This is a genomic window from Brachyspira hampsonii 30446, from assembly GCF_000316195.1.
Classification (GTDB): domain Bacteria; phylum Spirochaetota; class Brachyspiria; order Brachyspirales; family Brachyspiraceae; genus Brachyspira; species Brachyspira hampsonii_C.
Genome location: NZ_JH994110.1, coordinates 940,836 through 966,906, shown reverse-complemented (window position 1 = coordinate 966,906; position 26,071 = coordinate 940,836). Strand labels below are relative to the sequence as shown.

The following is a 26,071-nucleotide window of genomic DNA, read 5'->3' as shown; positions in this document are numbered from 1 at the left end:
ATTATGAAAAATTATTATTTTGATAACTCTACTACTAGTTTTCCAAAGCCGAAAGAAGTTGCTGAAGAAATGCATAATTTCTTAATAAATGTAGGAGGAACTTACGGCAGAGTTAATACTAAAAGAGGAAAAGAAACTACACAGAAAATAGAAGAATGCAGAGAATTATTAGCTGAAAATTTTTTGGGAGTAAAAAATGCCTCAAATATAGTATTTACACCCGGAGCTACTAGATCGATAAATGATATACTTACAGGGCTTGATTTAAGTCATTGTAAAGTATTAATATCCGCTTTAGAACATAATGCTGTAGTGAGACCTATATACAAATTGAGTAAAAATAAAAATGTAGAGTACGAAATAATACCATCTTTAGAAGGCGGAATAATAGATATTAATGCTATTACTGAAATAATAAAAAAAGAAAAAATATCATTGGTTATTATTAATATGGAAAGCAATGTAAGCGGAGTTATACAGCCTATAAAAAAAATAAAAGAAGCTATAGGAGATGTACCATTGCTTGCAGATGCTACTCAGGCTGTAGGTATGCATGATATAAAAGCTGATGAATGGGATATAGATTTTATAGCTTTTACAGGACATAAAGGACTTCTTGGTCCCACAGGAACAGGGGGATTTTATGTTAAAAATCCAGAAAAATTAAATCCTGCATATTTCGGAGGCGGTTTTGGTGATGGTTATGAAACTCCTTATAGTGTACCGGAAATATATGAAGCGGGAACTCCAAATACTGTTGGAATAATAGGACTTTTGGCGGCATTAAAAAATAGACCTAATTGGAATATAAATATAGATGATATAATTGATACGATAAAAAAAATAGAAACTATGAATAAATACAAAGTTATATGGTCTAAAAATAAATATACTCAAGGATTTTTATTTTCTATAGCAGCCATTAACAATAATATAAATATGGCTAATTTTGCCCATAAACTATACGAAGACTATAATATAGAATGCAGATATGGTTTTCATTGCTCATTTTTAGCACATAACTTTTATAAAAATGATGAAGGTGCTTTGAGATTTTCTTTTTCACCGTATACTACAAAAGAAGATTTAGAATATTTAATAGATGTATTAGGACAATAATTATGGTAAAAAGTTTTTGTTATTTACAAACCCCTAGAGATTTAATTAAGGCTGAAAAAATTTTATTGGATGCTGGAATAGAAGTTGTTGTTCGTCCTGCTCCTGAACCTGTATTCGGTGTATGCAATATGGCTATAGATATAGAAGATAAAGATAAGTTATATATTATATCACTACTAGAATCTGCCGGATTAGTTGTGACCATAAGAGATATGGAATAATTTTTAATATTACTGAGATAAACATATAAAATTATAATCAAATTCATAGAAATATTTTTATAATCCTACCCTATAGGCTTTCTATCGCTTATGTCATTTTTGTTTCATATTTTTTTAAAATTTTAATCTGTTATTTTCACTCCCACCCTAGTTTTAAAAAAAATTATAGAATTTCTAACCGCACGATAAGCATATTTATATATATGAGCAAAATAATAATTGCTATTTTTATTATATATAAAAATTCATTCACCGTGCGTTAAGTAAAATAAAAATAGACTTGTTTCAAAACTACTTGACAAGATTATATATGAAAATTTCGTAATTTTATAATTTATAAAGTAATGTTTGACATGTTTTATAAATTATTATTTTAGTATATAAATATGCAGTCTTTCGCCTGCCAAAGGCACACAGAGTGAGGCGTACTTCGTATGCTTCTCGCCGAAGGCGTACTTCGTATGTGCCACACCGAAGGCGGACAGGCGTCACAAAAGAAGTGGGGGTTGCCGAAGGCACGCAGAGCGTGGCACGACTGTGTGCTTCGCAGGGCTAGTCCCCACAAAATTATAAAAAATTAGTTTTGAAACAAGTCTATTTTATTAGATGTATATATTCTTTTTCTTTATTTTTTACTTTTCCGATTATGCATGCACAGTCAATACCCTCACGCCATAAATCAGCTAATACATTTTCAGCATTATCTTTATCAGCACATATAAATAATCCGCCTGAGGTTTGAGGATCAAAAGAAAGCATTTTTAAATTATAATCAACATTATCATCTATTTTTATATTGTCCCCTACATAACGCATATTAGTAAAAGCAGCTCCCGGTATACAGCCCATATCAAGCACTTCATAGCTCTTATTAAACATAGGCAATGCAGATGATTGAAGCTCTATAGTTACATTGCTTGCTTTAGCCATTTTGTATGCATGTCCTATGAGTCCGAATCCTGTGATATCAGTAGCACATTTAACATTATATTTATTCATAACAGAGCAGGCTTTTTTATTTAATGTCTTCATAGAATCAAATACATCTTCTATATGAGATTCCTTTATAAGACCTTGTCTCATAGCTGCCAAACAAGCCCCTGTTCCAAGCGGTTTAGTAAATATTATAATATCTCCGTCTTTAGCTGCTGAATTTGTAGTTATTTTATTTGGATTAGCAAAACCAATAACAGCCATTCCATATTTTACTGTTGTATCTGTTATTGTATGCCCGCCTACAACTAATACTCCGGCTTCTGCTGCTTTATCCTGTCCGCCTTTAAGCATATTAGCTAATATATTTAAAGAATCATCTTTTGGAAACATAGTAATATTTAAAGCTAATTTAGGTTCTCCTCCCATAGCATAAATATCGCTTATAGAGTTGCATGCAGCTATTTGCCCAAATCCGTAAGGGTCTGCTATTACAGGTGGAAAATAATCCACTGTAAATATTAAAGCATTATCATCTGAAATTTTATAAACTCCTGCATCATCTCCTATATCAACATCTGAAAGCAAATTTGAATCTGTTTTTATCTGCATTAAAGGAGCAAGAGTTTTTTCGAGTAAATCAGGAGGAATTTTGGCAGAACAGCCTCCCTCCAAAGCACATGATAATAATTCTATTTGTTCTTTTGTTTCTTCCGTATTATTTGTAATATTTGACATAATAAACACCTATAAATTAATTTTTATGATAATAGAATATATACTATACGATGAAAAATTCAAATATTTTATTTAAATAATGTTTTTTGAAAGTTTATATTATATTTAATTATCTATAAAGGTAAAATTTATTTACTTTATTTGGTTTATAAAAAATATATATGTTGTATTTGTATTACAATATCTGTAAAAATATATACTTTATGTAAATTTTTTGTAAATTATATGTAAATTATATTGACAAATATATGGTTTAGGCTATACTTATAATTGTAAAGATAATTTACATGTGATAAAAAATAAAAATAAAAAGAAAAGGAGATTTACTATGACTAAAAAATTATTCGCTTTATTAATAACTTTAACTATAATTTCTACTTCAAGTGCCTTTGCTGATTGGGTAGTACCAGCTTCTTCACTTCCTCAAAATGCTAGAAGTTTTATACAAAAGATATACCCAAATGCACAAATATGGAAAGTAGAAAGAGATGACGGAAAATTTGAGGTAAAATTATCTAACGGTGCTAAAATAGATTTTTTATACAATGGTGATTGGCATAGCATAGATGGTGAATACAATGCTGTACCTTTCAATGCTTTACCTGCTAATATAGCAAACACTATAAGAAATACTTATCCTCAGGCTGCCGTTATAGATGTAGAAAAAGAATGGGGAAATTACAAAGTAAAACTAAATAACTTTATGGAATTGTTCATATCAAGCAATGGTCAGTTAATGGGACAGAAATTCGATGACTGATAAATACTGATTAAATACAAATATTAAAGATTATTTATATAAAGATACTAATTATTTATTGAAAAATACTAATAAATAGATGGGGCTTAAAAGAGCTTCCTCTTTTTTTGTTTAAATAAAAATGTATCGATATATTTTTATAGTTTTATTCTGCCAGCCACATTTATTATATTTTTAATCTTAAAAAAATTTTTTATTCATATTTACTTAAAATTTTTATTATGCTAGTCTTTGTATAAAAATTATAATCATATTGGAGATATAAAATGTATCATTCAAGATTTAAAGGCAGTCATTATGAAGCGGGATTTAAATATGGTAAATTACTTTCTAAAAATAATATTAACCCATTAGAAAAAATTAAAATATCAAATGATAGAAAATATTTTGCTAATAAATGCATGCCAATATACAAGCAATTTTTTCCTGAAATAATAGAAGAAATAAAAGGAATATCCGACGGACTAAATACAAATAATAATATAAAAATAAATTATAAAAATATATGCGAATTTTTATTTACAATATATGCATTTACTTTTGATAATAAATGTTCGTCTTTTGCTTTCAAAACTGATGAAGATATAATACTTGCTAAGAACAGTGATTTTTTAAAAGATATAAAAGATTATTGCGACAGTATGTATTATAAATTAAATAGTTCTTATTCATTTATAGGCAATACTACTGCATTTATAGAAATTGAAGATGGTATAAATGAAAAAGGACTTGCAGCTGCATTAACTTTTGTGTATCCTACAAAAATAGATTACGGATTTAATGCAGGAATGATAATAAGATATATTTTAGAGAAATGCTGTAGTGTTGATGAGGCTTTAGAGTTTTTAAAAAATATTCCAATTTCATCTGCACAGAATATAATATTAGCAGATAGAGAAGGAAGTATTGCATTAATAGAATGTAACTGCAAAAAAATAGAAATAATAAAAAATAATTATGTGTTTATATCAAATCATTTTGTAAGCAAGTCTATGAAAGAATATAATACTAATATTGAAGATGATATTTATTCTAATGAAAGATATATCACTATGGAAAATGCATTCAAAAATTATGATTATGATTTAAATTTTGCCAAAAAACTTATTTCAGGAGAGTATGGATTTTTATGCCAATACGATAGAAAACTTAATTTTGATACTGTTTGGTCTTCTATATACTCAATAAAAAATAAAAAAGTATATATAACAGAAGGAAATCCTTCAAGAAAAAAATTCAAAGAGGATAATAGGTTAAAATTTGATTATTGATTTTATTTTATAAATGATATATTTTGTATGAAAATATTTTAAAGGTTAATTATAATGCTTTCATTAGAAGATATTAATAATATAGTAGAAAAAAATTATAATAAAAAATTTGATAAAACTACTTCATTTATAGATGATTCTATAATATCAAATGTACTTATAAAAGATAAAAGCAGCAAAGTTCCAAGTAAGGCAATAAGATATATTTTAGGAGAATACTTGGATATAAAAGAATCATACAGAATAAGAAATGCCGATTTAGTAGGATATTCTTTAGACAATGAAAGTTTCACACAGGCACTTGATAACATATACAATATATGGAATGAAGATAATAAAACTAAAGGGATACTATATCCATACTGCATATTTGCAAATAATATACAGCTTGATAATTTGTATAAAATGGCGGTATCTATTGCAAGCGGAAGATTTAAATTAGCATGTTTTATGTTTGAGGCTATTGCATTAAGTGCATCAAAAAAAGGACTTGGATTAGTTTATGAGGCCTCAAGAAAATTCAAACAGCGAAGTATAAGAAATACATGTTCTGGAATTTTAACTGATATTACTATAAGGCTTGGAATGAGTAAAGAGGCTTTTGCTGATAAGATTATACCTGATTTTGATTTCAATAGAGATGGAATAAGAATAATAGAAAGTGATAATAAAAAATTTAAAATAACATTGAAGCCTGATTTTAGTATATCAATATTTGATGAAATAAAAAACAAAGAATATAAAACTATTCCGAAAGATTTTCCTCAAAATCCTAAAAAAGAATTAACAAAATTAAAAAGTGAAATAAATAAAATGCTTAAGACTCAGACTGAGCGTTTGCTATTAGTATTAATGGACGGCAGAAAATGGACGTTAAATGAGTGGAAAGAAATATTTTTTGATAATCCTTTTATGAGAGCATTTGCTGTCAAGCTTATTTGGGGTGTGTATGATAAAGATAATAATTTATTAAGCACTTTTAGATATATGGAGGACGGTTCATTTAATAATGCTGATGATGAAGAAATGAATATAGAAGATAATGCTTTAATAACTTTATTGAGTCCTATGGAAGTTAATAAAGAATTAATAGAAAAATGGAAAAATCAGCTTTTAGATTATGATATAGTTCAGCCTTTTAATCAATTATCATTGGATACTATAGAAGAATTAATATCAAAAATACCGAGAACTGTAACTGTAGGAGCTATAAAAAATACTGCATTAAAATTGGGTATGGAAAAAGAAGACGGAGATGGAGGATTTATTAATTCTTATTTTTTGTATGATTCATATAATGAAGCCTCTCTGTATATAGAAGTATCAGATATTTATTATAGTTCGGCTAATAATGACACAACAGATATAGAAATAAAATTTGAAAACTCTGATGAAAGATTTGAATATGGAGCTTATCTTATATTATCTAATTATTTAAAATAGATTTTTTAATTTCATTTAACGCACGGTGTACTAAATTTTTTTATTAATAAATAATTTTAATTTAAAATAATTCTGTATTTTTCATTTAGTTCTTCGTGCGTTAAGAGACACAATAATCTAAAAAAAATTTGGGCGGGTGTGCTTTTTCAAAGTAAGCTATGATGTTAATTAAAATTAGAGTTTAAAAAATAAGCATCAAAGAATAAAGGGCGGGGTATGTAAATAGATTTTTTGCCTATTTTTATTCCCACCCTATAGGCTTTTTGAATTTATTTGTTATTTTTGTTATATATTATTTTAAAAAATTTTTCTGTAATTTTAGATGCCCGCCCAAGAGTTTTTTTAATTTAGAATTCATATACCGCACGAAAAATGAAATTATATATTTAGGTTAATTAATAATAACATGTTATTTATATATAAAATTTTATTAACCGTGCGTTTAATTAAATTTCTAATTTCCATCCCTCATCATTATGATATATCATAAGCTTTGTCATGCCACCGTCTGCTGTAATATTTTCTCCATTTATAAAATCATTACTGCATAAAAACCAAGCAATGCTTGCTATATCAGAAGTTTTTCCAACTTTGGCACTAGGATGCTGAAGTATATCTTCTTTGCTGAATGAAGCATCTTCAATAGTATTAATCCAGCCCGGACTAATAGAATTGACTCTCAATTTATGAGATAAACTTATAGCCATAGCATGTGTTAAAGCTATAATAGCTCCTTTAGCTGCACTATAACTTTCACTATCTTTCTGTGACATAAAAGCTCTTGTAGAAGCAATATTTATTATGCATGCTTTTTCATTGAAATGATTCATTAAATTTTTTGTTATTTCATAAGGAGCAGCAGCACCTATTTTTAAAATATCTAAAAAGTCATCATAACTGCATTTACTTAAAAGTCCTTTATTAGAATAGCATGCATTATTTATTAAATAATCTATATTTCCAAATTTTTCTATTACTTTGTCTGTAAATGATTTTATAGATTTTTCATTATCAATATTATCATTTATAAATAAGCATTCTCTGCCGATATCTTTTATTTGTTTATGCAGCTTTAATCCGTTTTCATTGTCCTTATCAATAAATGCTATATCGCAGTTGTTTTTTGCAAAAAATATAGCAGTTTCTCTTCCTATTCCGTTAGCTGCACCTGTTATAACACAAACTTTATTTTTCATAATAAATACCTCAAAATTATGCAATATATAAAACCTATTTATTATCAATTAATCAAATATATAATATAAATAATTATCTTTATTTATATATTCTTTTATATCACTTGAGTTAATGAATATTTTTTCATAGCCATAAATAGACATTACTATAATGCCAATATCTGTTATAAGAAATACTAAATCATCATTATAAAAATTGTCAGGTGCATTATACTTTTTTAATATTTCAGAATAATTATTTACTAAATCTTTAAAATAAGAACTTATTAATCTTTGACTATTCAAATCATAAATGAGAGAAATATTATTAATTATGAGTTTTTTATTTTCTTTTATTTGAGTAATTCTTTTATATATACAAATAATTTTTTTATCTAAGTATAGTATATTAAAAGCATATAAATCTTTAATTGTTAGAAAATATTGTTTTAGTTCATAACTAGAAAATTGTTTTAGAGTTGAACGAACTTCATCTGAAAGATCTTTTTCTTTTTTAAATTTGAAATCTTCTGAAAAACTATGTTCTCCATTAATATCAAAATTTATTTTTTCTTTATTATCTATAAATGCATAATAAAAATTAAATAAATGATTAAGAATTGTTACAGTTATTCCTTTGTTGTAAGTTTTTAAATATTTAAATCCGCATATATGGAAATTTTTTATATTTATTTTAGGTTCATTAATTATTTCAAAAATACCTTCTAGTATTTCACCATTAATATCAATAATATATTCAATTTTTGAAAGATTAGTGTTTTTTAAATTTATTTCTGCAATATTTTTTCTGTTTAAAGTTATGAAGTCTTCAGTATCATAGTCAAAAATTTCAATTTTTTTACTGTTTCCTGCAATCTCATAAATTCCGAATAAAGCTGCATTATTTATAAATATTTTACCCATATACAAATAATGAACACCCTCATCAATATTTTCAAACTTATTGCAGTACATGTATATATTATTAATCTTATCTTTAAGTATAAAAAAAGTTATATCTTTTATATAAAAATAAGGGCTGTATTTATTTTTCATTAAGTATTTGAAAATAATAACTAAAACAATAATAGAAATAATCAAAACAAAATATTCATTATATAATATATTTCTCATTCATTAAACCTCATTTATTATATTAAAAAAATCCTAATTTTAATACATTTTATATAATACTATAAAATTTGTAAAAAATATATGATAAAATTAAAATAATTTAACAAAATAAAATTCATGAATATTATGCTTGCTTCAAAAGTACTTGACAAGATTTTGTATTAGTTTTGAAACAAGTATAATATATATTCTGAATTATCTTTTATATTGATATTTTTACAAATAGTATTATAATGGTGTTTTAATTAACTTTTATATTATTTATTGGCTTTATTTATGGATTATGTAATATCTACTACTTTGTACCTATTAAAGGGAACATACATCACTTTATGTCTTTACTTTATAACTGCCGTGATTTCTATTCCATTATCTATGCTTTTTGCGGCATTGCAGTTTAGTGCTCCAAAGTTTTTAAGGTATATTTTTGATATATATGCTTGGATATTCAGAGGAACTCCTTTAATACTTCAGCTTATATTCTTTTATTACGGACTTCCTCTTATGACCAATAATATGATAGCTTTTCCCGCTTTTACATCTGCTGCGGTCACTTTTATACTTAATTATTCTGCTTATATGATGGAGATATTCAGAGCTGGTATTGAAAGTATAGAGAAAGGTCAGTATGAGGCAGGTTTTGCACTTAATCTAAGCTACAGACAGATTATGACTAGAATAATACTTCCGCAGGCTGTTAGAAGAGTACTTCCTCCGCTTTCTAATGAAGCTATTAATTTAATAAAAGATACTTCTTTAGTTATAGTATTGGGTATAGGTGATTTAATGCTCCATGCAAGACAAATACTTACTAGAGATTATAAATTGCTTCCGTTTTTGATAGCAGCTATTATATATTTGATTTTTACTTCTATTTTGGTTCTTGTATTCAGACGATTGGAGAAGAAATATGTCATCAGAAACTAATTTGAAAGTTGTAAATATAAAGAAACATTATAAAGACACTCCAGCTATAAACGGAGTATCCTTTACAGTTAATAAAGGAGATATACTTTCTATTATAGGACCTTCAGGAGCCGGAAAGAGTTCGCTATTAAGAAATATTATACAGATAGAAGAGCCGGATTATGGAGAAGTTTACATAGATAATGAAGTATTATTTTGTAAGAGAGAAGGGGAGAAGGCTTTAAATATTACACATGCAGATTTTATGAAGCGTAAGGAAAAAATAGGAATGATATTTCAGCATTTTAATTTATTTCCCCATAAGACAGCATTAGAAAATATAATAGAAGCTCCTATTGTAGTAAAGAAGCAGAATAAAGATGAAGCAATTGAAGAGGCATTAAAACTTTTAGATAGTGTAGGACTTAAACATAAAAAAGACAGTTATCCGAATGAATTATCCGGAGGACAGAAACAGAGGGTTGCTATTGCAAGGGCATTAGCTATGAAACCGGAGATACTTCTTTGCGATGAGCCTACATCGGCTTTAGATCCTGAGCTTATAGGAGAGGTTTTATCGGTATTAAAAGAGCTTGCTAAAGAGAAAATGACTATGATTGTTGTAAGCCATGAGATAAGCTTTGTAAGAGAACTTTCTACAAATATTGCTTTTATGGACGGTGGAAAAATTATTGCTATGGATAGTTCTTCTAATTTCTTTAATAATCAGAGTAATGAAAGAATCAAAGATTTTCTAAATAAAATATTTCATAAATGATTATTTATAAAATAAAGCTGAATAAACTATTATTAATTTAATTTCTATATTGACATTTTTTTAAATATTATTATAGTATTTATTAATAAAAAGTGTGTTAGGGAGTTTTTATTATGAATAGTTTTTTGATGATCCTTTATCATATAAACTTTATGATTCCTTAACATATTAATAAAAATTCAAACAATTAATTTATCATATTATAAAAATCATAAAAGTTAGGAGAACAATATGAAGCGTATATCAAGTATTTTATTATTTATTATTTTTGCATTTATTGTAAGCTGCGGCGGAGGTAATAATGCTGCTGACAATACTGCAGAAAACAACTCTGCTCAAGCAGAAGATAATTCATTGCAGAAAGTGAAAGATGCCGGAAAATTAGTATTAGGCTTAGATGACACTTTTGCTCCAATGGGATTTAGAGATGAAAACGGAGAAGTAGTAGGCTTTGATATTGATTTAGCCAGAGAAGTTGCTTCAAGACTTGTGGTAGAATTGGAAATAAAGCCTATAGAATGGTCTAGTTCAATATTGAGTCTTAATAAAGGCGATGTTGATGTACTTTGGAATGGAGTTACTATCAATGAAGCTAGAAAACAGCAGATTAATTTTTCTAAACCTTATCTTAATAACAGACTTGTTATAGTAAAAGCTATTGATGATAATACTATTAATTCTAAAGATGATTTGGCTGGAAAAGTATTAGGTGTTCAGGTTGGAAGTAATGATGAAGCATTAACTGCTGATCCTGTTAGTAAGAATGCTAAAGAGATTAGAAGATATGATGTTAATGTAAATGCATTTTTAGATTTGCAGGCTAAAAGAATAGATGCTGTTATTATAGATGAAGTTGCAGCTCAGTATTATATATCTGAAAAACAAGCTCCATTTGTAGTTGTTGATAATAGTCCTTTGACAGAAGAATTATACGGTGTCGGATTTAGAAAAAGCGATGAAAAACTTTTGGCAGAGGTAGACAGAATATTAGATGAGATGAGAGCTGATGGTAAGGCTGCTGAAATATCTCAGAAATGGTTTGCTAAAGATATATTTTTAAAATAGCCGTAAAATTATATATTAAATATATTAAAAAGTGCATGTTATTATAGCTGTTATAATAGTATGCACTTTTTTAATAGTTTATTATTGATAATTATTTGCTAAATATAAATGTTCAATATTTTTTAATCTATATATATCATTTTTTATATCTGAAAAATCTCCCTCTATATATAGTTTTTTTAATTTTGCTAAAGAATAAAAATTTTCTGCTGCTTTAATTGTATGTTTGCTGCTGAAATAAAATTCCTCAAGATTTTCTAATTTTCCTATATACTCATTAATATCATCTAAATTATTATTTTTTAAAGAGAGAATTTTTAATTTAGAAAGTTTTTCTATATTTTTAGGTATTCTTGTTATATTATTATTATTTAAACAAAGTTTTTCTAAATTTTTTAACTTTGCAATATCATTAGGTATATTTACTATATTATTATTAGATAAATCCAATCTTTCTAATTTTACTAAGCTGAAAATTTCTTTTGGTATTTCATTTAAAGAATATCCTGAAACATTAATAGCTTTTAATTGTTTTAAATCGTATATCTCTTTAGGAAAAGATTTAAACATGTTATTTGATATATCTATTTCTTCAATATTTTTAAGTAATGATATTTTTTTTGGCAATTTTTTTAATTTATTGAAGCTTGCATCTATATATTTTAAATTTACTAATTCAGATATACTTTCAGGTATTTCCTCTATATGGTTATTGCATATATCTAAAGTTTCAAGATTTTTTAATATATTGATTTCTTTTGGAATATAATTTAATTTTAAAGAGCTTAAATCTAATTTTTTAATATTTAGTAATTTTTTTCTGCTGTAATTAATATATTTATTTATATTATTCTTTTTTAAGAATTCATAAATATTGTTTAATTCATTTTCTTTTATTGCAGGTGTATTTTGCATTTGTTATTCTCCTATTTATTTTATATTATAATAATAGGAGATAACTATGACAGATTTTGTCATTAAAAAAATAAAATTAATTTTTTTCGTAAATAGTGTCTAATATGTATTTTAATTTCATAGATTCTATTTGCCCCGGAGCAGATGAGCGTTTTGCAGATGCAAAAGTTAGTATAGAACCGAATATCCTGCTTATAATTCCAATATTTCCCATAGAGATAGCTATTATAGGGAAATTTTTTATATCGCTCGAGGCATCAAGCAATGTAATAACATCTTTTTTATTTTTGGGCATATAAGCAACCTTTGCTATATCGCATTTTAATCTTATCATTTTATTAATTCTTGATATTATTTCTTTTTTTGAAGGTGTTTTATTAAAATCATGATTTGATATTATAGTTTTTATATTATTTGAAGAAGCTGATTTGATTAACTTTTTTATATCATTTTCTTTTAAAGTTAATAATTCTAAATCTATCAATTCAAAGCATTTATTTTTTATTATATTATCATATAAATTTATAATGCTTTCGTATTTATCATATTTGATATTTCCGCCTTCTTTATTGCTCCTTAAAGTAAATAATATAGGCTTACTGCTTGATTTTTTTATTTCTTTAGCAAATGATATTATATCATCAAAATTATCATTGTATTCAGATATATTATTGATAAAAAAATCAGCCCTCCATTCTATAATATCAACAGGAAGTTTGCTTATCTCTTTTATATATTTAATGATATCCTTTTCATTTTTCTCAACTACAGATATACATATTTTTGGAATACCGTCTCCTAATTTAAGATTTTTTATTTTTACTATATTCTCCATTTCCGCACCCTCTCTCATATTTAGATTATAATATCTATTTAAATATAATATTTTTAATATATTCTACAGGCATTTTGTTATTAGTCCAAAGTTCAAAAGCCAAAGCACCTTGATATAATAACATACCCATTCCATTTATTATTTTGCATCCTTCTTTTTCTGCTATTTTTAATAATTTAGTTTTCGCAGGGTGGTATATGCAGTCGCTTACTACTAAATCATTTCTAAAGAAAGATGACTCTTCTATAAGAGAAACATCTTCTTTCATACCGACACTTGTGGCATTTATTAATACATAACTATTTTCTATCTTTGATTTTAATATATTTTTATCCTCTAAAGAATACAGGGTTATAGAGCAGTTAGTTTTACAAGCAATATTATCTATGATCTTTTTCTGCTCATTCCAATTTTTATCTCTTTTAAATACATATATTTCTTTAACTCCATATAATGCCGCCTGAGATATTATAGCAATAGAAGCTCCTCCTGTTCCTAATATAGTAATATTTTTATCTTTTATAAATACTTGTTCTTCTTCTAATGATTTTATAAATCCTTCGCCGTCTGTACTATATCCTGTAAGTATTCCATTATTATTTACTATAGTATTTACACTTTGTGAAAGTTCTGCAGCTTCGGATATATTATCCAAATATTTTATTACTTCTTTTTTATTAGGCATAGATAAATTAACGCCTCTCATATTAAGCGTTCTTATAGAATTTACAGCCTCTTTTAAATTGTTTTTATCAACTTCAAAAGCTAAATATATATAATTAAGATTAAGTTTATTAAATCCTTCATTATGCATAATGGGTGATATGCTATGCTTTGAAGGTGATGCGAATAGTCCTGTTAATATAGTTTCAGCATTTACTTGCATATTTAAAGCCTTATTATTTTTATAAATATTGTTATAGATAATAATATAATTTTTATTATTGTCAAATACTAATAATTATATAAATAAAAAAATAGCGTATAAATTACTTGATATTTTATAGAAAAATAATTATAATTAACATAATAAAAAAGACGGAAAAAATTAAAAAGACATATAAAGGAGAATCGATACATGGATAAAAAAATCATTAAAACACATAAAGCACCTAAGGCAATAGGTCCTTATTCTCAAGCAGTAAAAAGCGGAAATTTTATTTTTGCATCAGGTCAAATACCTTTGGATCCAGTAAGCGGTGATATGGCTGAAAATGATATAAAAAAACAAACTGAAAGAGTTATGGAAAATATTAAAGGTCTTTTAGAATCAGAAAATTTAACTATGGCTAATATTATTAAAACTACTTGTTTCTTAACAGATATGGCTAATTTTGCTTCTTTTAATGAAGTATATGCAGCTTATTTCCCAGAAAATCCTCCTGCAAGAAGCACTGTTGCTATAAAAGCTTTGCCTAAAGATGCTTTAGTAGAAGTTGAAATAATTGCTGTTATAAATTGATTATTATTAATAATAGCCATGAGTATGTATATATATTCATGGTTATTTTTTTTATAACTTGTCTTATATTATTCAAATATTTTACTTATCTTATTATCACTATATAAATAATTAATCTTTAAGAGGAAATCATGAGAAATTATATATCATATTTTATCAAAGGAATGGCTATAGGTATTGCCAATGCCATACCGGGCGTATCCGGAGGAACTATTGCTTTTGTATTGGGTATTTATGAAAAATTGACTTATGCTATATCAATTTTGCCTAATGCATTAATAAAATTAAAATGGGAAGAAATAAAAGAAAGTTTAAAAGTTTTGATTCCTGTTGCTTTAGGTGCGGGTATTTCCATAGTATTATTTTTAAAACTCATAAATTATACATTTACTTATTATCCTATACCGACTAGAATATTTTTTGTAGGACTCATATTGGGTTCTTTTCCATTTATAACAAAAACAGTGGAAGAGTTTAATTTTAAAGTTTTTATAGCATTTTTTATAGGTGCTTTTATTATGGCGGTGTTTGTGTATTTTGATATAAATAAGCCTGTAGGTGAAACCACTTATGTAGGAAATTTTTCACTAATTTATGGTATTAAATTATTTTTATGCGGTATAGCTGCCGCTGTTGCTATGGTTATACCGGGAATATCAGGCTCTTTGCTTTTACTTATATTAGGGGAATATGAAAATATATCATATTTTATATCATCATTTGTAGATACTTTTAATTTCAGCCTTCTAATTCCTTTAATATTTTTAGGCTTAGGTGTAGTTATAGGAATATTCGGTATATCAAAACTTGTAACTATACTGCTTCAAAAATATAAATCCACTTTATTTGGATTTGTTCTTGGTATTATAATAGTATCATTTTTAAGTTTATGGCCTAATATTACATCTATGAGTCTTCCTATGCTAGCTTCCACAGTTATTTCTATGTGTGTTGGTTTCTTGGTTGCTATAGGTATGGAGAAAATATAATTAATAAAATATTATTATATATTAGACTTGTTTCAAAACTAATTTTTTATAATTTTGTGGGGAGTATCCCTACGAAGTACACATTCGTGCCACGCTCCCACTTCTTTTGTGACACCTGTCGGCCTTCAGTGTGGCACAGGTAAAGCCCGCCTGCGGCGAGAAGCAGGCACAGCCCGCAGACGCGAAGGACTGTATGTTTATACATTGAAACAAATAAATTATACAACATGTAAAACATTATTTTGTAATTGATAAATTACTAAATTTTTATATATAATCTTATCAAGTAGTTTTGAAATAAGTCTATTATAAGCTGGAAAGTTAATTTTCCGGCTTTTTTATTTTAAACTCTAGTTTTATCATTTATATTCTTCGATTAAATTTTATATATTTCATTTCCGAAAATTGAAAAAGCATTTATAGGATAATTGTATGAGTAAAAATAATAGAAGAAAAAAAAATGGTATTTATTTATTATTTGGATTTATAAGCATAATATTCTTTTATATATCAATAAATGTTTTATATACCCAAACCTCTGCTTATTATGATGAAGCTTTAATAAATAATTTGCCTAATGCTGAAAGATTTGTATCTAATATAAAGATTTCTGCTTCAGATACTAATAGCAATATAGTATTGATAGAGTGGCAAGGAATAACCGATACTAATTTAGTATACTATGTTTATAGAAGTAAAAGCCCTATAATAGGTAAGTCGTCTTTTTCTAATTCTACATTAGTAGATTATGTAAAAGCAACTAATGATTCAATGAGATATATTGTATCAGACACTCCTGTCATTACTTCTACATACTATTATGCTGTAGTTTCATATATAAATGATTTGGTTTTTTATAATGCTGAGGAAAATATTGATACATCAGCTTTGTCATTTAATGGAATAACAACAGAGAATGTTTTAAATAATAATTTAAAATACAATACAAATAATAATATTATTACCAATACTGTAACTGTTACTAATAATATTATATTTACAAATAATATTTTATTAACAAATACAGTTACTTTTACGAACACAGTTACATTGACAAATACAGTTACATTGACAAATAATATAACTACTCCTGTACCATCATCATCTAGCAGAAGTATTAATAATTCTGCTCAAAATGAGTACAGCAGATATAAAGCAGAATATGACAGAGCATTAGCACAGTTTAAATTAAAAAATTATTCTCAGGCAGCTTCTATATTGGAGCCTGTATCTGTTAGAAATATAAATAGAGATTTGTATTATGATATTAATCTTCTTCTTGGAAAATGTTATAAGTATTTGGGTAGAAAGAAAAATTCATTAGATGCTTTTAACCGTATAAAATCTTATAACAGTCAGGAAGTTAATTTTTGGATAAATCAGGTTTTAAGTGATTTATAATTGGAGTATATGATTTATGAAAACTTATGCAGCAGTTTTAGCATCTGTTATAACTATAGTAGCAATATTAGGCGGAGTATTCATCACTAAAGTATCAGCATTATCATCTCCTGAAAGATATTTTCAGAAGGGAAAAAGAAGTTATGAAATAGAAAATTATCAGGAAGCTATTAATAATTTAAATGAATATTTATCCATAGATAGTAAATCAAGACCTATAAATAATATAGCAGAATCTTATTTTATGGTGGCAGATTCTTTAAAAAGATTAAAAAAATATTCCTTGGCAAAAGAAAGACTTGCCAATATCATAAATAATCCTGACTTTATTCAATACTCCACAAATGCAGTTATAGCTTATGCAGATATATCAAGATTAGAAAATAATGCAGATCCATATATAATGTCAAAACTGCAGCAAAATTTAAAAGTCGGCGATTCAAATTTAGCATCAAAAATAAATGTACAATACGGCTATCAATTATTCCTTCAGCAAAAATACGGAGAAGCTTTAAGTTATTTCCTAAGAAATGAGGGAGAATTGGCAGTTCTTGGAAGAGCAAGAGTTTATTTCAATATGAATGAATATGACAGGGCATTTGAAACTTATGAGGATTTCCTTAAATATAACAAAACAAGTATATATTATGATGAAGTTGTAAGAACATATTTGATACAAGTGCCTGCTATGGCTCATAAAACTTTTGTGGAAACTAATTATATAAAATCAAGAATGTATTATACAAAAATAGCAGAATTATTTCCTAGAACTGAATATGCCGAAGAGGCTTTATTTAGAATAGCTCAGTCATACTATAATGAAAAAAATTACAACAGAGCATTGGAGTATTATAATAGAGTAAGACTTAATAATGTTTATACATTAGATGCTGAGGCTTTACTTTATATAGGCTTATCATATTTTAAAGTAGGAAGATACGCTGATTCTTATAAGGTTTTTGATACTTTTATATCGGAATATCCGGCTAATCCTAATGTCTCAAGGGCAAGAGAATATATGCAGGCTTTGCAGGAAACTTTGCTTGCTATTAATTAGAAATGCTGTATAAAATTTGCTGTTTTTACGAATTTGTAAAGTATTAGAAAATTATATATTAGGTGAAATATATTTGTATTGATTAGTTGTTTGAAACAGTATTTTTCTTATCTTTTTTAGTTGTAAGTTTTTCAAAGAAAACTAATATCCAAAATCTTATATAGTCAATATATAAGAATATTCTGAATATATTTTTTTTGGCATAGAATGATTCGTATTTATTTTTATTTAGTATCTCCATACTAGGAGGTTTTATTTTACCTGCAAAACTATCTAATGGCCTTTTGAATGGAATAAAAAATTTCATATCTAAATTTTGTTTATTATTATTGAACCAATATAAAGATTTCTTGAATTCCATATACATTAAAAATACATCAGGTTCTATCTTTTTAAAACCTATAAATGCTTTATCTAATTCTTCTTTATCTTTTGTATTTTGATAATTGCCAAGCATATAAATACCCGGATAAATCTTTTTAATTTTTTCAGATATAGTAAAGAAATATTTTTCTTCATCTCCGAATAAAAACATAGACATATTTTTTTGTTCTATATAATCCAGAACTTTTGAAAATAAAATGAATTCATTAATATAATTTATTTCTTCTTTATGAATAAATTTATAAGCTTTGGCTATAGAAGGGTGTGCAGCAATCACTAAAGAAGAATTATTTATAATCTCTTTTAATTTTTTATTATATCTTATTTTTAGTAATTTATGCACATCCAGAGATATTATGAGTATATTTTTTCCATATTTAAGGTAGTCAAGTATTTCTTCAAGACTAACCTGGAAACTGTCAATTCTTATTCCTAAAATGGATTTATTCTGTATCATAATAAATTATAGCCTTTATTTGTTTATTATATAGCAAGAGTTCTGCATAAAGCCAAGTCTATAGGATCTATCTTAGGAACTTTTTTTACAGCATCAGTTAAAGGAGTATAAGTATATTCACCTTTCCAAATTCCTACAGCAACATTTTTCTTTCCTTCTAATAAAGCTTTAACAGCAATATAACCGAATCTTGCCGCCATCAAACGCTCTCTTGAAGTAGGCGAACCGCCTCTTTGCATGTGTCCTAATATAGTAACGCGTGTATCGAAACCTGTTTTACCCTCAATTTGTTTAGCAACTTCCATAGCGCCGCCTGATTCATCACCTTCAGCTACAACTATGATAGAAGATTTTTTTCCTCTTTTTTTGGCAATTTGTAATTCCTCTACTATCTTATCCATATCAGTTGTAGTTTCAGGTATTAATATATCCTCAGCTCCTGAAGCTATTCCAACCTCTAATGCAATGTATCCTGCATGTCTTCCCATAACTTCTACAACAAAACATCTTCCATGACTTGTAGCAGTATCTCTTAATTTGTCTATAGCATCCATTGCCACATTAACAGCAGTATCATAACCTATAGTGTAGTCTGTACCAAATATATCATTATCTATAGTTCCCGGTATTGCTACTATAGGAAAATCTGGGTGATGATTATAAAAATCTAAAGCACCTTTATAAGTTCCGTCTCCTCCTATAACAATTAAAGCATCCATTCCATGATATCTCATGTTATCAGCAGCTTTTTTCATGCCTTCTTCTGTTTGGAATTCAGGAGATCTTGCTGAAAATAGTATAGTGCCTCCATGATTAATGATTCCTCCTACACTTCCGGGATTCATTTGATATACATCATTATACATAAGTCCTTGATATCCTTCTTTAATACCCATAACTTCTAAACCATTGGCTATTGCGGTTCTAACTACGCTTCTTATAGCAGGGTTCATTCCGGAAGCATCTCCCCCGCTTGTTAATACCCCAATTTTTTTTATATCAGCCATATAAGTAACTCCTTTATATTGATAATATTAAAATTATATTGTTGGTTTTTTTTATTATTATTATATAATGTATATATTATATAATAATAATAAAAGAATTGATATATATAAATATAAAAAAAATACGATAGAAGCATGGTAGAAAATAAAGAATATACTGAAATTATTAATATAATAGAAAATCAAAGATGGGACAAACTTAAATATTTACTTGCTGGTATGCATGCAGCTGAAATAGTAGATATTATACGAATATTAGACAGCGATAAAAATAGAAGTATAGTATTTAGGCTTTTATCAAGAGAGATGTCGGCTTATGTATTTTCCGAATTAGAACCGGAAGAACAGGAAAAAATTATCATTTCCATGAATGAAAATGAGTTAAAAGAACTTATTCATGATATGAGTCCTGATGACAGAACCTCTCTTTTTGAAGAACTTCCTTCCGATATAACAAAAAAGATTTTTTCTTTGATGGGAGAGAAAGATTTAAATATTACAAGGCAGTTATTAGGATATCCTGAAGACAGTATAGGGCGTATAATGACTCCTGAATATATAGATGTTCTGCCGGATTATACTGTCAAACAGACTTTAGAATATATTAGAAAATACGGTAAAGATTCTGAAACTTTTGAAGTTATATATGTTGTTCAAAAAGATGATACTTTAATAGGATATATTTTATTAAAAGATTTATTATTTGCAAATCAATATGATAAAATAGAAGACCTTATGCATACAGATATAATATATTTGTCTGTATATTCGGATCAGGAAGAAGCTGTTAGAGTAGGAAGAAAATATGATTTACTTTATATACCTGTTGTGGATTCTAAAAATGCTTTGATAGGTATTGTTACTATAGATGATATATTTGATATAGCAGAAGAAGAGGATACGGAGGACTTCCATAAATTGGGGGCTATTAGTATAGACGATGATTTTGACAGTAATATAAAGCAAGCTAATCCTATTGTCCTTTACAAAAGAAGAATATTTTGGCTTTTTGTTTTAGTATTTGTTAATATTGTATCAGGATATGTTATAGGAATGTTTGAAGAGACTATAAGCAGATATGTTTCTTTGATATTTTTCTTACCTCTGCTTATAGATAGTGCTGGAAATGCCGGTGCTCAGTCATCAACTCTTATAATAAGAAGTTTATCTGTTGGAGATGTTAAAAAAAGCGATTGGCTTTTTATGCTTGGAAAAGAGATACTTGTTTCTACTGCTCTTGGACTTACTATGAGTGCAGCTGTATCATTGATTGCTATTTTCAGGGGAGGTTTAATCATAGCATTGGTTGTGTCGCTTTCTATGATATTAGTTGTTGTTATAGGGAGTTTGATAGGTTTATGCCTGCCGTTTTTATTCGTCAAGTTTAAAAAAGATCCTACTACCAGCAGCGTACCTCTTGTTACTTCTATATGTGATATTAGCGGTACTGCTATATATTTACTTCTTGCCACTACGATACTTGCTAACTTTTCTAAATAGTTTTGAAACAAGTTTAATAATAAAAAAGCACATATTTCATTAGATTTGTTGTAATTTTGTACATACATATAGTGATATTATTATATAATAAATTTAAAAATAATATTTATAGTTTTAATAATTGGGGCTTTGCCTACGAAGTACACAGTCGTGCCAAACCCCACTTCTTTTGTGACTCTGTCCGCCTTCGGTGTGGCACATACGAAGTACGCCTTCGGCGAGAAGCATACGAAGTACGCCTGTGGCGAAAGACTGCATTTTTATATCTTATTTGTATAAAATTATATTACATTTTAAACAAAAAATAATATATAAAACTACTATAAATAAAATTTATATTATGTATTTTTAATCATAACTGTATAAAAATACAAAATTGCAACAGGTCTATTAATGTTTATGAAATCAATAAAATATATACTTAATAAGCCAAACAATTATTTCAAAAAAAATCTGTTTATATACTCATATAAAAATATTGCCAATACTATAAAAGGAAGTATATAACTAACATAGAATCTTAATCTTCTAGGAAATTTTATACCTTCTCCCGTATTAGCTTCTTTTATAAAGTTATCGAATCCCCATCCGAAATCTCTTGTACAGAAAAATAGAGTTACCAAAGCACCCAAAGGAAGTATATTATTTGATACTATAAAGTCAAGTAAATCCATTATGACAGTGCCTTCTCCCAATGGTTTAATATTAGATAATACATTAAATCCTAAAGTTGTAGGCAGGCTAAGTATAAATAATATCATAAATAATACAATAGAAGTTTTTTGTCTTGTAAGTTTGAATTTATCCATGATAAATGAATATATATTTTCTAATACACCTATTATAGTAGTAAGTGCTGCCATTGCTAAGAATAAGAAAAACAATGCTCCCCATAATCTTCCTAATGGCATAGAATTAAATATATTAGGCAATGTTACGAATGCAAGTCCGGCACCTTCTCCTGGATTTACACCGAAAGCGAAGCATGCTGGAAATACTACAAGTCCGGAAAATAAAGCTACCATAGTATCTAATGCTATTATTATTAATGCTTCTCCTGTAAGAGATTGTTTTTTATCTATATAGCTTCCGAATATAGCCATTCCGCCCTGACCTACACTCAAAGAAAAGAATGCCTGACCGATAGCAGCGTAAAATATTCCTATAAATCCTGTAAGGCCGTTTCCAAATAATTTATTTAAATCCGGTACTAAATAAAATTTTAATCCTTCTACTGCACCTTTTAAAGTTAATGCTCTGATTATAAGAAGTATTAAAAGAGCAAATAATGAAATCATCATAAATTTACTTGCTCTTTCTACACCTTTCTCTAGTCCGAAAGAGCATATTATTATACCAATTAATAAACTTATACCCATCCATAATGTTAATGTAGATGGACTTCCTAAAACGCCATTAAAGAAATTTCCAACTTCATTTGCATTAAGTCCTTCAAATTGTCCTGAAAGCATAAAGTAAAAATAAGATAAACACCAGCCGCATATAGTTGTATAAAACAACATAAGAATAACATTACCCAATATTTGAATATAACCTATTTTATGCCAATTATGTCCTTTCTTCTCAAGTTTCTCAAATGAAGTAGCTATATCATGTCTGCCTGCTCTTCCTACCGCGAATTCCATTACCATAGGAGCCACACCTAATATAATTATAGATACGATATATAATATTACAAAAGCACCGCCTCCGTATTGTCCTGTTATATATGGAAATCTCCAAACATTGCCCATTCCAACCGCACAGCCTGCAGATACTAGTATAAATCCGAATCTGCTGCCTAGTTTCTCTCTTTTTTGCATCTGTATATACTCCAAATGATTATAACTATCTTTTTAAATTATACTATATATTATAAATTATTAAAACTTATAATAATAAAATTTCATTTACATACCCCGCCCTTTATATTTTGTGGCTAAATTTTTATTTATAATTTAAATTATATTTATTACTCTATTAGAAATTTCAGCACCCGCCCAAGTTGGTATTAGTTTTAAAATCTATTTAACGCACGGTTAGTTTAGCTATAAATATAATTGAAGTTGTATTATTAATTTTTCTTTATTTTTTATTTTGCTTAACGTGCGTTGAAGAGATATTAATTTTTATAAAAAACTAGGGTGGGAGCTATAATTTCTGTATAAGCTTTAAAAAAATAAAAGCTGAAATTTTATATAAAGTAATAAAGAAAAAAGGGCGGGGAGTTAGTGTTATTTTGATGAATATATTTTTTTTATTTTAATCTCATCATAAAAAGAAATTCTATATGAATAATGCTTCATAACATTGTCTAAAGTATCCAAATCAGGTTTTATATATAATGATACGCTTGCAAGCTCAGATGACCACCATATTATATACTCCTCAAAAGGTTTTTTATAAAATGAATAATGTTTGACATCCATTTTTGTTATTTGCCCATATTTGAAAGTAAGCTCTTCTTTTATATTGTTAATATCAGCCATAGTTACAGGATTATAAAAGGAAGGATTATTATAAATATCACCTATATGATTGCATATCTCTATTCTGTAAAGCTCATTATTGTGGAAATATAGATAATATGCCAATTTTTCTGTGTCATTTTTATATATATTAAGAATAGTATTATTTTCTAATTCAAATGATTCAAAAAAATCAGCATATAAGTTTACATTATAATTAGTAATTTTATTATCAGCTTCTTCAATGCTCATTCCAAATTTTAACTCTTTATACCCATTTAAGTCAAAAAGCTCCGGTAATTGGGCAAATACCATATTTATATTTATTAATAAAATTACTATTATATATTTTGTATATTTCATTTTTGTTTATTTTGATAAAATGAATTGATTATATCTAAAGTTTCCTGAGGAGTTTCAGCATATTTTATTAAGTTCAAATCCTCAAGATCTATATAATTTTCTCCTATCATATATTTTTTTATCCATTCTATTAGATCAGTGTAATAGCTATAATTCATAACTATAAGAGGCATTCTAGCAAGGACTCTTGTCTGTATTAGAGTGAGAGTTTCAAACATCTCGTCCATAGTACCAAAACCGCCTGGAAATATTATAACAGCTTTTGCATATTTTAAGAACATTACTTTTCTAGCAAAGAAATATCTGAATTTTAATTCTTCTTTAACATACGGATTAGTTTTCTGTTCAAAAGGCAATTCTATGCATAAACCTATAGAACCTGCATTAGAATCAAAAGCTCCTCTGTTTCCAGCTTCCATTATTCCAGGACCGCCTCCTGTTATTATATCGTATTTATTTTCACCTAGTAATTTAGCAGTTTCATAGGCTAATTTATAATGCGGGTGATCTTCTGAAGTTCTTGCACTCCCAAATATAGAAATAGCATTTTTATAGTAGGACATAGTTTCAAATCCTTCTACAAACTCTCCCATTATTCTAAATATACGCCAAGATTCATTAGGCATATCCGAATTTTGTAATTCATAAGTATAAGTTTCTTTTCTCATTATTTTATTTCCGCCTTTTTATTATTTTATAATTACAGCAGTGCCGTAAGCAATAACTTCTGTAGTTCCCTCCATTACCGATGAAGATGAATAATGTACTCCTATTACAGCATTAGCTCCTAATTTTTTAGCTTCTTCTATCATTCTTTTAGTAGCCTTTTCTCTAGCTTCACTAATCATTTCGGTATAGCTTTCAACTTCACCGCCCACAATATTTTTAAGTCCTGCAAGTAAATCTTTTCCTATATGCTTAGCCTGTGCTATATTTCCTTTAACTAACCCTAATAATTCATAATTATATCCGTTGGGTAAATAATCAACTGTAAATAATTTTATATCGTTATCCATTTTTACTCCTTATAACTTTTTCAATAAATAGCAATACCGTAAGTATCAACTTATATGGTTAGTTTAAGTACAGAAGATGAAGAAAAATTAATTATTATGGCATTAGCATTTAATTTTTCCATCTTCTATCATTTTTTTGCTTCTTTTATCTAGCTTTTATTAACCATTTTGGTATAGCTTTTAATTTCACTGTCCACAATATTTTAAGCCCTGCAAGCAAATCTTTCATAACAAGTTTAGCTAAATATATATTTATTTTAACTAATTCTAATATTTCTAATTTGCGTTAAGTAATTAACTGTGAAGATATTGATATCAGCACTCATTATTATTTATATTATTAAATATTATGTTAATTTGTCGGAAAAGCTGTAAACATTATTAATGATTTTTTATTATAATGATTATGATTAAAAGTTTTGATAATTAAGGTTATAAAAAAGAGTTACTGCAGTATAAATTACAATAACCCTTTATATGTTTTATTATTCATCAATTAATATTTTTATTTCATTATACCCCATTCTTTCCATAATTGAACAGTATAATTTCCTTCTATTTGAGAATCAGAATTAAACGATGTATTTACAGGAACTCTTCCTTCTCCATGACGCCATTCTTTTTCTATCCAGCCTTCAAAAGGATCATGACTAAATTTTTGTAATTTTTGTTCG

General features: G+C 27.1%; 25 protein-coding genes. 13 read left to right on the top strand and 12 right to left on the bottom strand.

The annotated features are described in order from the left end of the window. Window positions 1–3 precede the first annotated feature (3 nt). A complete protein-coding gene (locus A966_RS04295; protein WP_008722909.1) occupies window positions 4–1,119 on the top strand; it encodes an aminotransferase class V-fold PLP-dependent enzyme in 1,116 nt (371 codons plus the stop codon). Between the two features lie 2 nt (window positions 1,120–1,121). Next, on the top strand, window positions 1,122–1,340 hold the full coding sequence (locus tag A966_RS04290; protein ID WP_008722907.1) for a putative Se/S carrier-like protein: 219 nt from the start codon (window positions 1,122–1,124) through the stop codon (window positions 1,338–1,340). A gap of 594 nt (window positions 1,341–1,934) precedes the next feature. On the opposite strand, the gene selD is transcribed toward A966_RS04290, so the two are convergent. Beyond that, complete coding sequence (gene selD, locus A966_RS04285; protein WP_008722905.1) at window positions 1,935–3,011, bottom strand: selenide, water dikinase SelD; 1,077 nt, start codon at window positions 3,009–3,011, stop codon at window positions 1,935–1,937. 328 nt (window positions 3,012–3,339) lie between these two features. Here selD and A966_RS04280 point away from each other — a divergent pair, with 328 nt between their 5' ends. The 3 genes from A966_RS04280 (at window position 3,340) to A966_RS04270 (ending at window position 6,485) form a co-directional block, all read left to right on the top strand. Next, window positions 3,340–3,771 carry a PepSY-like domain-containing protein gene (locus A966_RS04280; RefSeq protein WP_008722903.1) on the top strand — a complete coding sequence of 144 codons (432 nt, stop codon included), beginning with the start codon at window positions 3,340–3,342 and terminating at the stop codon, window positions 3,769–3,771. A gap of 266 nt (window positions 3,772–4,037) precedes the next feature. Beyond that, a complete protein-coding gene (locus tag A966_RS04275) occupies window positions 4,038–5,042 on the top strand; it encodes a C45 family autoproteolytic acyltransferase/hydolase (protein ID WP_008722900.1) in 1,005 nt (334 codons plus the stop codon). A gap of 54 nt (window positions 5,043–5,096) precedes the next feature. After that, window positions 5,097–6,485, top strand: coding sequence for a DUF4132 domain-containing protein (locus tag A966_RS04270; RefSeq protein ID WP_008722898.1), 1,389 nt, complete (start codon window positions 5,097–5,099; stop codon window positions 6,483–6,485). A 446-nt stretch (window positions 6,486–6,931) separates the two neighbouring features. Here A966_RS04270 and A966_RS04265 read toward each other — a convergent pair whose 3' ends face one another. Both A966_RS04265 and A966_RS04260 read right to left on the bottom strand, forming a co-directional pair. Further along, complete coding sequence (locus A966_RS04265) at window positions 6,932–7,681, bottom strand: SDR family oxidoreductase (protein ID WP_008722896.1); 750 nt, start codon at window positions 7,679–7,681, stop codon at window positions 6,932–6,934. Between the two features lie 48 nt (window positions 7,682–7,729). Then, window positions 7,730–8,794, bottom strand: coding sequence for a hypothetical protein (locus tag A966_RS04260; protein ID WP_008722894.1), 1,065 nt, complete (start codon window positions 8,792–8,794; stop codon window positions 7,730–7,732). Between the two features lie 276 nt (window positions 8,795–9,070). Between A966_RS04260 and A966_RS04255 the strand changes: the two genes are divergently transcribed. The 3 genes from A966_RS04255 (at window position 9,071) to A966_RS04245 (ending at window position 11,543) form a co-directional block, all read left to right on the top strand. Next, on the top strand, window positions 9,071–9,721 hold the full coding sequence (locus A966_RS04255; RefSeq protein ID WP_008722892.1) for an amino acid ABC transporter permease: 651 nt from the start codon (window positions 9,071–9,073) through the stop codon (window positions 9,719–9,721). After that, the gene (locus tag A966_RS04250) at window positions 9,705–10,478 is read left to right on the top strand and encodes an amino acid ABC transporter ATP-binding protein (protein ID WP_008722891.1); all 774 of its coding nucleotides are present in this window, start codon (window positions 9,705–9,707) and stop codon (window positions 10,476–10,478) included. The genes A966_RS04255 and A966_RS04250 overlap by 17 nt, the downstream gene beginning before the upstream one ends. A gap of 231 nt (window positions 10,479–10,709) precedes the next feature. After that, the gene (locus A966_RS04245) at window positions 10,710–11,543 is read left to right on the top strand and encodes an amino acid ABC transporter substrate-binding protein (RefSeq protein ID WP_008722890.1); all 834 of its coding nucleotides are present in this window, start codon (window positions 10,710–10,712) and stop codon (window positions 11,541–11,543) included. 81 nt (window positions 11,544–11,624) lie between these two features. Here A966_RS04245 and A966_RS04240 read toward each other — a convergent pair whose 3' ends face one another. From A966_RS04240 to aroE, 3 genes are all read right to left on the bottom strand, one after another. Next, entirely contained in the window at window positions 11,625–12,458 is an 834-nt protein-coding gene (locus tag A966_RS04240; protein ID WP_008722889.1) for a leucine-rich repeat domain-containing protein, read from the bottom strand. A gap of 76 nt (window positions 12,459–12,534) precedes the next feature. Continuing rightward, entirely contained in the window at window positions 12,535–13,293 is a 759-nt protein-coding gene (aroD, locus tag A966_RS04235; protein ID WP_008722888.1) for a type I 3-dehydroquinate dehydratase, read from the bottom strand. A gap of 34 nt (window positions 13,294–13,327) precedes the next feature. Then, entirely contained in the window at window positions 13,328–14,179 is an 852-nt protein-coding gene (gene aroE / locus A966_RS04230; RefSeq protein WP_008722887.1) for a shikimate dehydrogenase, read from the bottom strand. 192 nt (window positions 14,180–14,371) lie between these two features. Between aroE and A966_RS04225 the strand changes: the two genes are divergently transcribed. The 4 genes from A966_RS04225 (at window position 14,372) to A966_RS04210 (ending at window position 18,202) form a co-directional block, all read left to right on the top strand. Beyond that, window positions 14,372–14,755: a RidA family protein gene (locus tag A966_RS04225; protein ID WP_008722886.1), complete on the top strand. Its 384-nt coding sequence runs from the start codon at window positions 14,372–14,374 to the stop codon at window positions 14,753–14,755. 131 nt (window positions 14,756–14,886) lie between these two features. Beyond that, window positions 14,887–15,744, top strand: coding sequence for a DUF368 domain-containing protein (locus tag A966_RS04220; protein ID WP_008722884.1), 858 nt, complete (start codon window positions 14,887–14,889; stop codon window positions 15,742–15,744). A gap of 432 nt (window positions 15,745–16,176) precedes the next feature. Continuing rightward, the gene (locus A966_RS04215) at window positions 16,177–17,145 is read left to right on the top strand and encodes a hypothetical protein (RefSeq protein WP_008722882.1); all 969 of its coding nucleotides are present in this window, start codon (window positions 16,177–16,179) and stop codon (window positions 17,143–17,145) included. A gap of 16 nt (window positions 17,146–17,161) precedes the next feature. After that, on the top strand, window positions 17,162–18,202 hold the full coding sequence (locus A966_RS04210; RefSeq protein WP_008722881.1) for a tetratricopeptide repeat protein: 1,041 nt from the start codon (window positions 17,162–17,164) through the stop codon (window positions 18,200–18,202). Window positions 18,203–18,284: 82 nt separating this feature from the next. Here A966_RS04210 and A966_RS04205 read toward each other — a convergent pair whose 3' ends face one another. Together A966_RS04205 and pfkA are read right to left on the bottom strand one after the other, a co-directional pair. Then, window positions 18,285–19,043, bottom strand: a complete 759-nt coding sequence (locus tag A966_RS04205) for a WecB/TagA/CpsF family glycosyltransferase (RefSeq protein ID WP_008722880.1) — start codon at window positions 19,041–19,043, stop codon at window positions 18,285–18,287. A 26-nt stretch (window positions 19,044–19,069) separates the two neighbouring features. After that, entirely contained in the window at window positions 19,070–20,050 is a 981-nt protein-coding gene (gene pfkA / locus A966_RS04200; RefSeq protein ID WP_008722879.1) for a 6-phosphofructokinase, read from the bottom strand. A 135-nt stretch (window positions 20,051–20,185) separates the two neighbouring features. On the opposite strand from pfkA, the gene mgtE reads away from it, so the two are divergent. Further along, on the top strand, window positions 20,186–21,550 hold the full coding sequence (gene mgtE / locus A966_RS04195; protein WP_008722877.1) for a magnesium transporter: 1,365 nt from the start codon (window positions 20,186–20,188) through the stop codon (window positions 21,548–21,550). 437 nt (window positions 21,551–21,987) lie between these two features. Here mgtE and A966_RS04190 read toward each other — a convergent pair whose 3' ends face one another. The 4 genes from A966_RS04190 to A966_RS04175 all read right to left on the bottom strand — a co-directional run bounded on the left by A966_RS04190 (window position 21,988) and on the right by A966_RS04175 (window position 25,397). Continuing rightward, window positions 21,988–23,373 carry a sodium-dependent transporter gene (locus tag A966_RS04190; protein WP_008722875.1) on the bottom strand — a complete coding sequence of 462 codons (1,386 nt, stop codon included), beginning with the start codon at window positions 23,371–23,373 and terminating at the stop codon, window positions 21,988–21,990. A 411-nt stretch (window positions 23,374–23,784) separates the two neighbouring features. After that, window positions 23,785–24,381 (bottom strand): hypothetical protein, encoded by a 597-nt coding sequence (locus A966_RS04185; protein ID WP_008722873.1) that lies wholly within the window; start codon window positions 24,379–24,381, stop codon window positions 23,785–23,787. Next, window positions 24,378–25,049 carry an LOG family protein gene (locus A966_RS04180; protein WP_008722872.1) on the bottom strand — a complete coding sequence of 224 codons (672 nt, stop codon included), beginning with the start codon at window positions 25,047–25,049 and terminating at the stop codon, window positions 24,378–24,380. Before A966_RS04180 ends, A966_RS04185 begins: the two co-directional genes overlap by 4 nt. 21 nt (window positions 25,050–25,070) lie before the next feature. Continuing rightward, entirely contained in the window at window positions 25,071–25,397 is a 327-nt protein-coding gene (locus A966_RS04175) for a YbjQ family protein (protein ID WP_008722871.1), read from the bottom strand. Between the last annotated feature and the right edge of the window lie 674 nt (window positions 25,398–26,071).